The sequence below is a fragment of the Candidatus Rickettsia mendelii genome, assembly GCF_057543435.1.
In genome coordinates this window covers 1-14,314 of record NZ_BTGX01000010.1, presented here as the reverse complement: position 1 = coordinate 14,314, position 14,314 = coordinate 1, and the positions used below count along the sequence as shown (strand labels likewise).

Sequence of the window (14,314 nt, the reverse complement as noted above, 5' to 3'; positions counted from 1 at the left end):
TTGGAGGATTGATAAAACATATGTTTAAAGTTAAGAGGTAAGTAAGAATATCTATATAGAATTTTAGATAAGAATGGAGATGCTATCGATTTTATTTACTTCTGCTTGTACTACTCTAATAAGTAATACTAATGCGGCTAAGAGTTTCTTAAATCAAGCTTTGAAAGCTATCTATTGAATATTCATATCGCAAAACAATTAACATCGAGAAAAACCTAACCTACATTAGAACTATCGATTAACTAAAATTAGAAAAGAAATATATGAAAAACTGAAAGCATATGCACATTAAATTTAAATAACATTATTTAAAATCTGATGAATATGAAAGCTCAAGGTATTTACGCTGAAATATTATTACTGACAACTCATTAGCTTGTTAAAGAATATCTTCTAAACTCTATATTCCCTATTTGTAAATAGTTAACCTAAATTTATTAATAAATCATGTTCTCCTAATGCTGTAACTTCTGCTTCTATTCCCCACTTACTATTATCTAAGTAAGATGTAATTTCAACTATCATTTCAGGTGGTAAATCTGCTATATGTCCTGAAGAAGTAACATCAGAGTTTGATTGAATTTCTTTACATACTCCAGCAATAGCAAAAGCATTTGTTTTAATAAAGCAATTTATTGCTGTAAATACAGCATCTACATTTTCAACTTTGTCTTGTAAACATTCCATTAACAATTCTTTATTTACATTCTTATAAAATTGTGCTGCACTTATTTTAACAAAATAATCTACATTACTATCAACTAAGAATTTATCTATCAAGAATGAAGCTAATTTTTGTACCAATGTTATATTATAATTAATTCTTTTTTCTATATCGTATATTATACTCCGGTTGTATATTATGTTATTATGAATATGAATCTGAATTAAAGATTTATTATATTTAAGAGCATCAGCTAAAGCCTTAGCGCCTTCATCACCTATTCCGTTATAAGCAAAACTAATCTTTGTTAAAGATTTATTATATTTAAGAGCATCAGCTAAAGCCCTAGCACCTTCATCACCTATTTTGTTATCCTGAATATTAAGCTGAGTTAAAGATTTGTTATATTTAAGAGCATCAGCTAAAACCTTAGTCCCTTCATCACCTATTATGTTATCCTGAATATTAAGCTGAGTTAAAGATTTGTTATATTTAAGAGCATCAGCTAAAACCTTAGTCCCTTCATCACCTATTATGTTATCCTGAATATTAAGCTGAGTTAAAGAGTGATTATACTTAAGAGTATCAGCTAAAGCTCTAGCACCTTCATAACCTATTTCGTTAAAACTACAATCAAAATAAGTTAAAGATTTATTATATTTAAGAGCATCAGCTAAAGCCTTAACACCTTCATCACCTATTTTGTTATAAGCAAAACTAATCTTTGTTAAAGATTTATTATATTTAAGAGCATCAGCTAAAGCCTTAACACCTTCATCACCTATTTCGTTACAAGCAAAACTAATCTTTGTTAAAGATTTATTATATTTAAGAGCATCAGCTAAAGCCTTAACACCTTCATCACCTATTTTGTTATAAGCAAGACCAATCTCTGTTAAAGATTTATTATATTTAAGAGCATCAGCTAAAACTATAATACCTTTATTACCTATTTCGTTATCGTGAATATTAAGCTGAGTTAAAGATTTATTATATTTAAGAGCATCAGCTAAAGCCCTAGCACCTTCATAACCTATTTCGTTAAAACTACAATCAAAATAAGTTAAAGATTTATTATATTTAAGAGTATCAGCTAAAGCCATAATACCTTCATCACCTATTTCATTATCATTAAGATTAAGATCAATTAAGGATTTATTATATTTAAGATCATTAGCTAAAGCTCTAACACCTTTATCACCTATTTTATTATAAGCAAAACTAAGACGAGCAATTAAATTACCTGTTAATAAATTACCAATATCTTTTATAGGATTATTTGAAAGGTCAAGATCCTTAATATTACTACCTATTAATATTTCATTAATACCTTCAAGACTCTTTATTCTATTGTAACTTAGTTTCAATGTACTAATATTAACAGCTCCTTTCTTTTTAATACAATCTGCTATTTTTTTAAAACTGGATACGTCAAAACTTTCATCAGGTGACATACTTGATAAATCTAAGTATTTACTATCCACATTTATGTAATCTAATTCATGCATAATCATCCCCAATCCTATTAATTATTATACAAGATCTATAGCAAGACAATTTAATTCTATTGTCTAATATGTCAAGAATTATATTCTATTTAAGTTTTACCTAAATGATAAGAATATCTAGTAAATTAATTATTAGTAAGTATGATCATAGTACAGCATTAAATTTCTAATGCTTAAGTATTTTTAGAGAAGCTAAAGACATAGTTTTAGCTATAAAATTGGTAGAATAGCATGATCCTTAAAAATATTATCTCATAGTGTTCAAAAAATTAGCAAATTGAATACTAATAGAGCTTTTTTGAAGATATTTTTAATGTATGAGCACGCTTCTGAGCGTATAATTTATAAAGTGATTGCATTACAATAGGATGTGTAGGTAATTGCAGACAGAGTAAAGTCCTAAAATAAGATGGAATTAAGAAATAACACAGCTTATGCAGCTACCAAAGAGTTTGAGGTCATACGAATATTTAAAAAAGGAAATTGAGCTATAGAAGCTCAAGGTATTTAAGCTGAAATTAGAATTATTACTGACAACCTATTAGCTTGTCAAAGAATTTTTTCTAAACTCTATATCCTTACTTACCCTTATTCCCTATTTGTAATAAGGCTGAATCTAACACAACAATGTTATTTCCCCAATGGAGTCTAGATTTTATTAGGTCATCATTGACTATACATAAAGAAATATATAAGATGATCAAGGATTTTATAGCCTTGATTATTTAGATCCTGGGTCTATAATTAAAATTATCTATATTTTAAGGTATTTTAATTAATTATACAGACAACTACATGAGGTGTTAGTCTAAAGTTATATATTTAATGATGAATTAGATTATGAGAAATGATCAAATTCCTGAAGATACAAAAAAAATCGCTGATCAAATAAAAGATGCATTATTGGGTATTAGTGATAATGTTGTACTTGAGAGTAAAGAAGTAGAAGAAATTTTTGAGGAGCTAAGCCAAAATGAAGAGTTTGAGTATGAGTTAGAGCAGATACTTGCTATCTTAAATGAACAAAGTATGGATTTAACGCAGCTACAAACACAAGTTATCTTATTAATTCACAAATATTTAGGTAAAACTAAAAACTTAAAGCTTAAAATGCTTAAGATGGATGAAAAGCTTATTAGTAAGAACGTTACAGAAGTTAGTAATTATTTAATGCATCAACATTCTAAAATCGTTAGAGATGCTAATAAAAATCTTGTAAATCCTAAAGATAAATTACAAGGTTTAACTAAACAAGCTAGAATAGATTTAAAACGTTTAATTAAAAGCTTTGCGGTTTATCAAATTTATATGTTTATGAACCCAAAAAGAATAGCCGGCGAAACAAAATTAATGAATTTTGCTTATAATATGATAAAAGGTGGCATGAAATTAGCTGCAAAGTATGAGGGCGGCAAAGCAAAAGATATCAAATCATATTCACATAAACTTATTAAAAAACTTGAAAAAGCTCGTGCTGGCTTTAAAAAAAGTGGCGGCATATCAATATAATTTTCCTTTTAACTATGCTCATTTTCTTTCTGCTTTAAAATAAATTTAAAAAATCCTATTATAAATGGGGAGTAATGACAAGTAATGATACAGAGTTTAGAAAAAATTCTTCAACAAACTCATGAGCTGTCAGTAATAATATGTCAGCTTAAGTACCTTGAGCTTCCATATTCATGTGATCTCAAACTCTTTGATAGCTGCATAAGCTGTTTTCATTGGTTTAAAGCAAGGCATTATTTTGACGAACGTTTGAGCTTTCTGTAATCAGATTTAATAATGTTATTTAAATACTTAATTTGCATATGCTTTCAGTTTTTCATATATTTCTTTATAATTATCCTTTATTTTCCTTTCTAGATTAGTTTAAATTTCAAACGTAGAATCTAGATGAAAAATATTTTTCTGCATTCCATAATCCTTGAGAATTACCGTAACTTTAAAAATTTTGAAGTAAAAATAGATAATACACCAATAATTTTAATAGGTGAAAATGGTAGTGGTAAAACTAATATTTTGGAAGCAATATCACTTTTTTACCCAGGTAAAGGGCTTCGTTCAGCAAAGCTTGCTGACATATGTAAAGATTCAGAAAATTATTGCTCTATTAAAGCTTTATTGCAAAGTAAACTTGGACTAGCAGAGTTTAGTACATCTTTTAAACGTAGTTCAAATAGAAGAATAACCGAATATAATAACACAAAAATAGCAAATAATGAGTTAAACAAATTCACTAGTATGGCCTGGTTAACTCCGCAAATGGAAAGAATTTTTACAAGCAGTAGTAGTGATAGGAGAAAATTCTTTGACCGAATAGTTTATAATTTTGATTCAGGGTATGCAGGGCTAGTTAGTAAGTATGAACATTATATGTATGAGAGAAATAAAATTCTAGCAGAAGGTATAAGAGATGATAACTGGCTCAAAATCATTGAAGAAAAAATGGCAAATATTTCTAGCCAAATTGCTAATAAACGCTTAAAAACTTTAAATTTTATGCAGCAGGCAATTGATGATCTTGAAAATGAGTTTCCAAAAGCTGAACTGTCAATTGACGGTATAATAGAACAAAAAATACTAAATGGTGAAGAACAAGTTATAGATTTTATTATTGTAGAACTTTATAAAGCAAGAAGTAAAGATCAATTATTAGGACGTACTAGTTTTGGAGTTCATAAAAGCGACATTATTGTAAAACATAAAAAGAAAAATATTTTAGCAAAATTTTGTTCTACTGGTGAACAGAAAGCTATATTAATTGCAGTAATATTAGCGGAAATGAATTATGCTATAAAATTAACTAAGATAATACCCATTTTGCTTTTAGATGAAGTTTTCGTTCATCTAGATGATAGAAGACGCCAATATTTAACAGAGTTTTTTACTGATTTAAATTTACAACTATGGGTTACAGCCACTAATGTAGAAGGTATAGAAAATTTTGTGAACAAAGCGCAACTGATAAAATTATAAACTTCTTGATTAATCTTTTAAAATTGCTTAAAATTATTTTTTTTTAGGAAAAATATGTCAAAACAAACTAATAAAATATCATATGATGAAGTGCCTTACTCTCCGTTCACTTTCAGTTATAATTCACCATCTCATTTAAGAACTATCGGTAAGTTATTTGGTCTAAGCCCAGCATCACTTAAAACTGCTAGGATACTTGATATTGGTTGTGGAGTCGGCACTAACATGCTTAATTTTGCTGAAGAATACCCTAAATCACACTCTCTTGGTATAGATTTATCTAAGACACAAATAGAATTAGGTAATAAAGTTATCAATGATTTGAGGCTTAAAAATGTTAAATTAAAGGCGTTATCCATATTAGATCTTGATGAATCTTATGGTAAGTTTGATTATATAATTTGCCATGGTGTATATTCATGGGTACCAAAAGAAGTACAAGGTAAAATACTTGAAGTATGTAATAAACTACTAAACCAAAATGGTATAGCTTTTATAAGTTATAATACTTTACCTGGTTGGAATATGCAAGGAACAATCCGTGAAATGATGATGTTTCATTCAGAGTTTTTTAATACTAGCCGTGATAAATTACAACAAGCTAAGTTATTTTTAAAATTTATCAATGAATCATTAGAAAATTCTACCGCTCCTTATTCTAATTTCTTACGTGATGAAACAAAATTATTATCTATGTATACGGATTCATATGTGCTACACGAATATTTAGGGGAAATTAATACAGGTGTATATTTTCATCAATTTATGGATAATGCTAAAAAGCATCATCTTAATTATTTAGGTGATGCATTGCTTCCAGCTATGTTTCTTGGCAATTTACCTGCTAAATCAGCAGAAAAACTACAAGCTATTAATGATATTGTTCGCTCTGAACAATATATGGATTTTATTACTAATAGGAAATTCCGTTCTACATTATTATGTCATCAAAACATACCAATAAATAGAAAAATCGAGTTTAATAACTTAAAAGAGTTTTACACTAGCTTTAACATTAGACCAGTAACCCTAGAAAACCAAGTTAATTTAACAAATGAGCAAGAAAATGTCAGCTTTTATTATGAGAATTTACCCAATCCTTTTATTTCCACTACTTCATCAATTATAAAAGCTATTTTGTATGTATATTCTGATAATATTAGCAATCCAATAAACTTTGAACAAGTTGCTAAAGAAGCTTTTAAAAAGCTTGGTAAATATCAGTTACAAGATTTTTTAGCTGCATTAGAACAACATTTTATTAAATTTATTTTTCAAGGTTATCTCAAAATATTTTCAAGTAAACCGCATGCTGTAGCAACTATTACTGAAAAACCTAAAACCAGTGAACTTGCTAGATATCAAGCAAGATATGCTCATTTTAATGAGCCTAATACTACAGTTAGTGTAACAAATAGGCTTAATGATATGATAAGCATAGAAGTACATGAAAAATGCATTTTAGAAATGCTAGACGGTACACATAATATTGATGATATTAAGAAAAAAATTCTTGAAAAATTTAATTCAAAACTGTTAACTGCTCATGATGATAAAGGACAGAAAATAACTGATGAGAAATTGCTAAAAGAGTTTACTGATTATATAGTTACTTTTACACTAGAAAAATTCCGAATTAACTATCTTTTAGTAGAATAAATATTAGGTTCTTGTAAACAATTTAAATTGTTACCTACATGACTCTCAATATCATTACCGCATAGATCAAAAAATTATTTTATGAAACCTTTAGGGCTTGACTATGGTATCTAAACAACCAATGATAGTATGTTTTTCTAGATGTCGCTACAACCTCGCTGGATGATAAAAGAGAATCATGGAATAAGCAGTGCCAAAGATTGGCTTACAATAATATTTGTAAATATTGAATATTATTTATGCTACTAATTTTTCACGTAATACTTCAACTAACTTATTAATGGCTTCAGTTGGGTGTATATTTTCAAGAATAGCAAGTTCGCCTGCAAGTCTATTTAAAGCTGCTTCATAGAGGGTTCTTTCACTGTAAGAGCGATCATTATCAACATTTTTATGTAAGTCACGTAATACTTCAGCAATGGCTACAATATTACCTGAGTTAATTTTGCTTTCATATTCTTGTGCCCTTCTGCTCCACATTCTATTTCCTTGTTTTGGTTTACCTTGAAGAGTTGAATATATGATATCTAGATCTTTCTTACTTGCAACCGCCCTAAGACCAACAATTGTAGCTCTATTAACAGGAACTTTTAGTATCATTTTATCTTGAGGGAAAGAAATTACATATACTTTAATTTCAGTACCAGCTATAGTATGATATACTATGTTTGTTACTTCACCTACTCCATGCGCAGGATAGACAATTCTTTGCCCTATTTTAAACTCGGATTCTTGTTCCGTTTTATATTCGGATTGTGTTGTATTTGCCATTATTTAATTCCTCTGTAGTGGTTTTAGTGCCTAAGAACTTAAAGCTAGACTGTTATCCTTATAGCATATTTTGCTTTTATTATAAAGTAGATATTTTATTGATTTAGATTTATGTTATAAGCAAAAGTGATTTATTATTGAAATAAAGTTAATAAAATCTTATTGTAAATTTGTAATAAAGTTAATACTAATATTAATATAAGGATAAATAAATATGCGAAGTATTTTTATTGTGCTAATATTTTTATTATTTGTGAGTAGCTGTTCAGAAGAAAAAGAACAGGATAAAAAGCAAGAAGAATGGCAAATAGTAGAGCAAGAAACTGCACAAAATAATAAAAAGCAAAATACTGAACCTTCTCAAGAAACAAAGCAAGGGACTACAAATTCTAAAAATGTAACTGAATCAATAGTTCCTGCTAATGATAATAATCAGATTAATGAAGTACTGAATTCAGAATCACAAGAACAAAAAAAGCCTCTTAAAGTCACTTTTAAAGTTGATAATAGTGACATAGTTCTTGGTAATAAAGAATCAAATGTTGTAGTAGTGGAGTATTTTTCTCCTACATGTCCGCATTGCGCTTATTATCATCAGACAATTTTTCCGGAAGTTAAGAAAAAATATATCGATACTAATAAAATTGCATATGTTATTCGTGAATTTATTGCTACTAAACAAGATTTGGATGCTGCAATTTTAGCACGTTGTAAAGGTGATATAACCAGTTTTATGCAGTTTCATACTATCATATTAAAACAACAAGACAAGTGGGCATATAGCAATAAATATAGAGAATTATTAACTGATATCGGTCAGCTTGGTGGTGTCCATCCAGAAGAATATAAACAATGTTTAAATAATGATAAAATTACTGAAACATTAATTGCTAATACTAATTTTGTATCAAAGACACCCCAATTTATAGGTACTCCTTCTTTCTTTGTTAACGGTACACAAACTGGAAATTATAGTATAAATAATATTTCTACAGCAATAGATAAAGCTCTAGAAGTAAAAAAAGAAGAAACAACAAACAAAATGGATTTATAGGTTAAATGCATATAAACTTAATGAATATAGAAAAATTAAAAAATATTACTGTAAGAATTAAAGAGTTAAAAACTACTAATCTCTCTAATTTAAAAACTAGACAAGAGATTAACTCGCTTAATATAGCTATAGATTTAGTTTCAGGCACAATGGTAGGTGTTGTGAGCGGAATATTTATAGACAAACTACTTAATTCTAAACCTTTATTCCTTATTATGTTTACAATAATAGGAATGATTGCTGGGTTTAATATAATAAAGCAAAAACTAAATAATAAAAAGTAAGAAAATGATGCATATTCCTTTAGTACAATTTGATATCAAAAAATTGATAGACATAAAAGTTTTTGGTTTTGATATCAGCTTTACTAATTCAAGTGCTTACATGTTACTCGCTAGTATGTTAGCTTTAACTTATTTTTACTTAGCTTTCTATAAACAGCAATTAGTGCCTTCTAGATTACAAATAAGTGCTGAGATAATTTATAATTTTGTAGCTGATATGTTAAGTCAGAATATAGGTGCAAAAGGACATAAATTTATTCCGTTAATTTTTAGTTTATTTATTTTCATTTTATTCTGTAATTTACTTGGTATGACGCCATACAGCTTTACAGTTACTAGTCATATTATCGTTACTTTTGCTTTAGCAAGTTTAGTATTTTTAACGGTAACTATATTTGGCTTTGTAAAGCATGGTATGCGCTTTTTAACTCTTTTTTTACCGTACGGTACACCTTTATGGCTTGCACCATTAATGATAATAATTGAGCTGTTTACATATTTGGCAAGACCGGTTAGTTTATCGCTACGACTTGCTGCTAACATGATGGCAGGTCATGTTTTATTAAAAGTAATAGCAGGTTTTACTGTTTCATTAATGATTTACTTGAAATTTCTACCAATTCCTCTTATGGTTATATTAATTGGGTTTGAAATTTTTGTTGCAGTGCTTCAAGCTTATATTTTTACTATTCTTTCTTGTATGTATCTTAATGATGCTATTAATTTACATTAATGTAATATTATTCATAAAATTTGATTAATTAATATAGGAATTTCTTATGGATATAGTTTCTTTAAAATTTATTGGTGTAGGACTTATGGCTATTGGTATGTATGGCGCAGCTTTAGGTGTTAGTAACATATTTAGCTCACTACTTAATTCAATAGCGAGAAATCCTTCAGCTTCAGAAACATTGCAAAGAATAGCACTTATCGGTGCTGGTCTTACTGAAGCAATGGGGCTTTTTTCTTTTGTAATTGCGATGTTACTTATTTTTTCTTAAAATTCATTTTTAAAGATGCCTCAATTTGATATTGCTACATATTATTCACAAATTTTTTGGTTTATTGTTGCTTTTAGTTTATTATATGTTTTTGTCTATCAATTTATAATACCAAAAGTCGAAGAGATTTTAAATAATCGACAGGTGAATATTCAAGATAATATTACACAAGCCGATAAATTAGTTTTAGAGGCTGAAAAGCTAGATAAACATTATAACGAAGAGATAGAAAAAATAAATATTGAAATAGATAAGATAAAAAAAGAAAAAATAAATTTTTTAGAATCAGAATTTTTAATTAAAAAAAAGAATTTAGAACAAGATTTAAAGAAATTAATAAATCAAAATATTAAAGATATAAATTTAGCAATCCAAGAATTTAGTAATAATAAAGAAGAAGCAAGTATAAAGCTTGCTGCTAGTATAATTGAGAAAATTAGTGGAACTAAAGCAGATATAAATTTACTAAAAAATATAAAAGTAAAATAATAATGAATTTCTTAGATGAAAGCTTTTGGCTTGCCATTAGTTTTATAGTTTTTGTATGCTTAATTTATAAACCAGCAAGAAAGGCTATTTTAAAGTCTTTAGATACTAAGGTTCAAGAAATTCAAGAAAGAGTTCTAAAAGCTGAAAAGTTAAAAGAAGATGCTATCTTACTCTTTGAACAAACCAACACACAAATAAATAAATTGGAAATTATACGCCTTCAAATGGTAAAAGAAAATAATGAGGTTATAAAAAAAATTATTCAAGAAAAAACTAAAGAAATTGAAGAATTTTTGGAGCATAGAAAATCTGAAGCTATTAGACTAATTGAAAAGCAAAAATTAACTGCAAGTAAGGATTTGCAAGATGCATTTTGTGATGAAGTAATAAAACTTGTATCCAAATACTTTAAATCAGTTAAATTTTTAGAAAGTGATATTGCTAAGAATTTAATGGATCAGTCTGATTTTTTTCGTGATGATAAAAAAGATTGAAGCATACTAATACATCATAATGCTCCCCAAATTATTGAATGTTGTATTTTTATCACCTGATTTAACAAAATTATTTTAAATGGGAACCAAAAATTAATAATAACTAGTTATAGAGTTTAATATTTAATTATTATTATAGCTAGTGTTATAGATTATTTCACTAATAGCAGCTTAAGGTAAAGTTCAAGTATAATGGCAGACAATAGTAATAAAGATAAACAAGTAAAAAATGACCTAAATGCGATTAAAGCACAACTTATCGCTACTATAAATCCTGCCGAGCTCGCACGTTTAAATAATGCAGCTGCGAGCCTTTTATCAAGTACTAATAATCCTGAACTAATAGAACAAATAAAAAGTGTACAAGCTGCAATCTCTAAGAAAGAAGAAAATGCAGAACAAAATATTTCTTCCAAAATATCTGTCGAGGACTTAGAAATACTACAGCAGCAAGAGCCTGATGTTATGTGTAGGCAAACGATACATGAAAAGCATAATATTTTAAAAGCTCAGCATACAAAAACCATGCAGGATGCTGATAAATATATAGATCAGAAGAAGAAAGAAAATGAAGAATTAAAAGGTTTATTAAATGATATAAAAGTAGGAAAAGAAATTGATCCAGAAAGACTTAAATCATTTATTAAAACTGAAGCACAACTAAGAGAAGAGCATGAAGTAGAGAAAGCTTTAAAAGAAGCTCAGCAACGAGCAAATCAGCATTATCAAGAAATGCAAGCACAAGAGAAAGCATATAAAAAGCAACAAGCTCAGTGTGCTAGAGAAGTAGAAGTACAACGCAAAGCTAATGAAAAACTCAGTTATAAAGACTTAGAACAAGGACAGCACAAGTTATCTGCTCTCAAGAACAAAATACAGCAGCAGAATGTTAAAATAGCAGACTTTCAGCTAAAGTTGCAGGAAGCTAAAGTGATGAAAGATGAGATTGATGAGAAGGTTAAGGATTTAGATAGAAAAAGTAAAGAAGGTAAGGATATTCAAGATGAAATCATAAAGAAAATAGATGAGATGGGCGCTAAACAACATAATCCTGCTCTTGCTGACTTCTCCAGTTTACTTCTTAATCAAACCAAGGCAATTGAAACAAGTAAGATTGAAGATCTGGAATTACGTAATAAATTTCTAGGTATAAAAAGTAATAAAGTAAATACTCTTGGTGATAAAGTTTTAGAATTAAAAGAAAAATTTAATTTTAAGTCTGTACCTGAAGAAGAGAAACAAAATATCAAACAAGAATTAAAAAACGGTTTACAAAAACAAAATTCACTGTCTTCAGAAAATAAAGAAATGGAGGTTAACAAACATTTAAACAAAACTAATCAGCAAAATAGAAAAAATGAAGGACATACCAGATAACAATAACTCAAAATAGGTTAACCATATGTCAAAATCAGATAATATTCGCTACCTTGATAACAATAACACTATTTTACGTACTGCTAATAATCTATATAAAAGAGCTTTAGATGGGTTCAATAATGCTAGAATACTAGAATCTCGTGAAGGTTTAACTCCTCTTGTAACAGGAGGTTATATAACAGCAAGAAGCCAATTAACTCAAGCACTTATTTTTGGTAACATTGAAGCTTGCACTGGTCTTGCCTTGTTTAATCAAGAAGGTATAGGTGGAGCTAAAAGCGATTATGATCAAAAATTATTTTTAACTATAGGCAGTAAACGAGGACATAAAGTTTGTACTCAAGCACTAAAAAATTTACAAAATAATAATTATGATGTTGAAAAAGAAGCAAGTATTTGGATAAGTCATATAAATGCATATAAAAACCTAAACGCAGAAATAACTACTCAAGAACTAGCTACTGCTGAGTTATTATTAAAAAACGCTCTTATACAAAACTCTATTGGATTAGAAGTTTATAATAACCATTTTAGTATAATAAAATCAAAAGAAGAAATAGCAACAAATTTTGTTTCTGAGTCTTCTTCTAAACAAGATTATTATTATAGTTCTTATGATTACAATGCTACTGCTACCACTTCTTATACTCCTCCTCTCGAAGTGCAAAAAAAATATACCTCAAAATCTTTAGGACAAACACCTGACAAACACCACACTTGTGACATATTATAGTTCTTTTCTACCAAATCGTGAAGTGCATTATCCAGCACTTCACTTTCTTATTCATAACATAATGTAAAACTTCTTATTGGTTTTTATATAGAGATTTCTTTTCAGGAAGCTGTATGCTTTTTTATTTTGTGCATTTACTATAACTAATATAGTGACGCAGATAAATATTAAAGCAAGTTCAGGTTTTATTAATACTAAAAGATAAAATTAAGTTTAGAAAAAGCCAATATTGAAAATACTAACGTTATAAAAGAAAAAAACGAACTTATAAACTCTCTTTTCTTATTTTGTGATACTATATACATAGCTGCGTGGTCATTTCAGTACTTTTATTATAGTCCTGCTAAAAAAATTTTTTATATTTCTGGAATAGAGCTTATATATGCTATAGTATTGGTGTATTTCAGTTATAAACTTAATATACTTTAGCATTTTCTTGCTTGTCACCTGTGAAATGATAATACAAAATTCGACCATTTCTTAATGATACTGAAGTGTATTTGCTTATATTTGCCCCCTGCTATTCTCAAGCTATAGCAAATTTTCATAAACATTTCTATATCCTAAGCATTTTATACATACTACTATATTTGCTCTTTCATGCACATTAATTAATATATAATATTATTTTGTTTTGATTATTGAGAAATTATGATTCTATTAATAATAGACTATTACTTCAAGTTATATAATTTTGAGAAATTAGAAAAGAATATTATCTATTACATTGTATTATGCTCAACTTTCTGATAAAGCCATTATATATATGGCTGTTGATTACAATAATCAATAACTTTTCAATCTTATGAGATATTAATAACTTTTAACTAGTTAGTATTTTAGCAACCATTATTCTGTTTTATTAGTTGCCTTTGCTTCTTTATTTTATATATTTTTAATATTAGGTAAGGATAAAAATAGATAGAAGTTAGGAATAGAGAGATTAAAAATATTAGTTTTATATTGTAAGTATTAACACAAGAATGATATAGAATAGGAGGTTCATAGGTAATTTGTGCTTTGAATGCTCTAAGATTCATAGACTTTTTTAGAACATTAAATATAGATTCAATGAATGAACGATCTTTTGCATAATAAAACTATGTCTTCTATATCTAACAAATGATTTTCATTTTTTCTGTATTTCCTGTAAATAAAGGTAACTCATGAGAATATAAGTTATTAAATTAATCTTTGGATATATATCTTTTATCATCAAAGATTTTGTTTTGTAATTCAGTTATTATATCACCTATTGTTGATAAATTAGTACTATTAGCTTTAGTAATTTAATT

At 27.7% G+C, this 14,314-nt stretch carries 13 protein-coding genes; 11 read left to right on the top strand and 2 right to left on the bottom strand.

The window, feature by feature from the left end; genetic code table 11:
• Nucleotides 1-423: 423 nt before the first annotated feature.
• On the bottom strand, nt 424-2,172 hold the full coding sequence (locus tag AC27F4_RS01540) for a leucine-rich repeat domain-containing protein (protein ID WP_487061409.1): 1,749 nt from the start codon (nt 2,170-2,172) through the stop codon (nt 424-426).
• 840 nt (nt 2,173-3,012) lie between these two features.
• Here AC27F4_RS01540 and AC27F4_RS01535 point away from each other — a divergent pair.
• From AC27F4_RS01535 to AC27F4_RS01525, 3 genes are all read left to right on the top strand, one after another.
• A complete protein-coding gene (locus tag AC27F4_RS01535; RefSeq protein ID WP_487061407.1) occupies nt 3,013-3,681 on the top strand; it encodes a DUF5394 family protein in 669 nt (222 codons plus the stop codon).
• 387 nt (nt 3,682-4,068) lie between these two features.
• Nucleotides 4,069-5,151 carry a DNA replication/repair protein RecF gene (gene recF, locus AC27F4_RS01530; protein ID WP_487061405.1) on the top strand — a complete coding sequence of 361 codons (1,083 nt, stop codon included), beginning with the start codon at nt 4,069-4,071 and terminating at the stop codon, nt 5,149-5,151.
• A 54-nt stretch (nt 5,152-5,205) separates the two neighbouring features.
• Nucleotides 5,206-6,810, top strand: coding sequence for a methyltransferase regulatory domain-containing protein (locus AC27F4_RS01525; protein ID WP_487061403.1), 1,605 nt, complete (start codon nt 5,206-5,208; stop codon nt 6,808-6,810).
• Between the two features lie 237 nt (nt 6,811-7,047).
• On the opposite strand, the gene AC27F4_RS01520 is transcribed toward AC27F4_RS01525, so the two are convergent.
• Nucleotides 7,048-7,581, bottom strand: coding sequence for a CarD family transcriptional regulator (locus AC27F4_RS01520; RefSeq protein ID WP_487061401.1), 534 nt, complete (start codon nt 7,579-7,581; stop codon nt 7,048-7,050).
• Nucleotides 7,582-7,795: 214 nt separating this feature from the next.
• Here AC27F4_RS01520 and AC27F4_RS01515 point away from each other — a divergent pair, with 214 nt between their 5' ends.
• From AC27F4_RS01515 to AC27F4_RS01480, 8 genes are all read left to right on the top strand, one after another.
• Nucleotides 7,796-8,635, top strand: coding sequence for a DsbA family protein (locus AC27F4_RS01515; protein ID WP_487061399.1), 840 nt, complete (start codon nt 7,796-7,798; stop codon nt 8,633-8,635).
• A 20-nt stretch (nt 8,636-8,655) separates the two neighbouring features.
• On the top strand, nt 8,656-8,919 hold the full coding sequence (locus AC27F4_RS01510; RefSeq protein WP_487061411.1) for an AtpZ/AtpI family protein: 264 nt from the start codon (nt 8,656-8,658) through the stop codon (nt 8,917-8,919).
• Between the two features lie 4 nt (nt 8,920-8,923).
• On the top strand, nt 8,924-9,652 hold the full coding sequence (locus tag AC27F4_RS01505; protein WP_487061397.1) for a F0F1 ATP synthase subunit A: 729 nt from the start codon (nt 8,924-8,926) through the stop codon (nt 9,650-9,652).
• A 46-nt stretch (nt 9,653-9,698) separates the two neighbouring features.
• On the top strand, nt 9,699-9,923 hold the full coding sequence (locus AC27F4_RS01500) for a F0F1 ATP synthase subunit C (RefSeq protein ID WP_487061395.1): 225 nt from the start codon (nt 9,699-9,701) through the stop codon (nt 9,921-9,923).
• A gap of 15 nt (nt 9,924-9,938) precedes the next feature.
• The gene (locus AC27F4_RS01495) at nt 9,939-10,412 is read left to right on the top strand and encodes a F0F1 ATP synthase subunit B family protein (protein ID WP_487061393.1); all 474 of its coding nucleotides are present in this window, start codon (nt 9,939-9,941) and stop codon (nt 10,410-10,412) included.
• A gap of 2 nt (nt 10,413-10,414) precedes the next feature.
• Nucleotides 10,415-10,906, top strand: coding sequence for a F0F1 ATP synthase subunit B (locus AC27F4_RS01490; protein ID WP_487061391.1), 492 nt, complete (start codon nt 10,415-10,417; stop codon nt 10,904-10,906).
• Nucleotides 10,907-11,098: 192 nt separating this feature from the next.
• Complete coding sequence (locus AC27F4_RS01485; protein WP_487061389.1) at nt 11,099-12,283, top strand: hypothetical protein; 1,185 nt, start codon at nt 11,099-11,101, stop codon at nt 12,281-12,283.
• A 25-nt stretch (nt 12,284-12,308) separates the two neighbouring features.
• Nucleotides 12,309-13,019, top strand: a complete 711-nt coding sequence (locus tag AC27F4_RS01480; RefSeq protein ID WP_487061387.1) for a hypothetical protein — start codon at nt 12,309-12,311, stop codon at nt 13,017-13,019.
• Nucleotides 13,020-14,314 lie beyond the last annotated feature (1,295 nt).

Bases quoted from the DNA above. Each gene is read 5' to 3' on its own strand.
- AC27F4_RS01540 (WP_487061409.1), bottom strand. From the start codon at position 2,172: ATGCATGAATTAGATTACATAAATGTGGATAGTAAATACTTAGATTTA.
- AC27F4_RS01535 (WP_487061407.1), top strand. From the start codon at position 3,013: ATGAGAAATGATCAAATTCCTGAAGATACAAAAAAAATCGCTGATCAA.
- recF (WP_487061405.1), top strand. From the start codon at position 4,069: ATGAAAAATATTTTTCTGCATTCCATAATCCTTGAGAATTACCGTAAC.
- AC27F4_RS01525 (WP_487061403.1), top strand. From the start codon at position 5,206: ATGTCAAAACAAACTAATAAAATATCATATGATGAAGTGCCTTACTCT.
- AC27F4_RS01520 (WP_487061401.1), bottom strand. From the start codon at position 7,581: ATGGCAAATACAACACAATCCGAATATAAAACGGAACAAGAATCCGAG.
- AC27F4_RS01515 (WP_487061399.1), top strand. From the start codon at position 7,796: ATGCGAAGTATTTTTATTGTGCTAATATTTTTATTATTTGTGAGTAGC.
- AC27F4_RS01510 (WP_487061411.1), top strand. From the start codon at position 8,656: ATGAATATAGAAAAATTAAAAAATATTACTGTAAGAATTAAAGAGTTA.
- AC27F4_RS01505 (WP_487061397.1), top strand. From the start codon at position 8,924: ATGATGCATATTCCTTTAGTACAATTTGATATCAAAAAATTGATAGAC.
- AC27F4_RS01500 (WP_487061395.1), top strand. From the start codon at position 9,699: ATGGATATAGTTTCTTTAAAATTTATTGGTGTAGGACTTATGGCTATT.
- AC27F4_RS01495 (WP_487061393.1), top strand. From the start codon at position 9,939: ATGCCTCAATTTGATATTGCTACATATTATTCACAAATTTTTTGGTTT.
- AC27F4_RS01490 (WP_487061391.1), top strand. From the start codon at position 10,415: ATGAATTTCTTAGATGAAAGCTTTTGGCTTGCCATTAGTTTTATAGTT.
- AC27F4_RS01485 (WP_487061389.1), top strand. From the start codon at position 11,099: ATGGCAGACAATAGTAATAAAGATAAACAAGTAAAAAATGACCTAAAT.
- AC27F4_RS01480 (WP_487061387.1), top strand. From the start codon at position 12,309: ATGTCAAAATCAGATAATATTCGCTACCTTGATAACAATAACACTATT.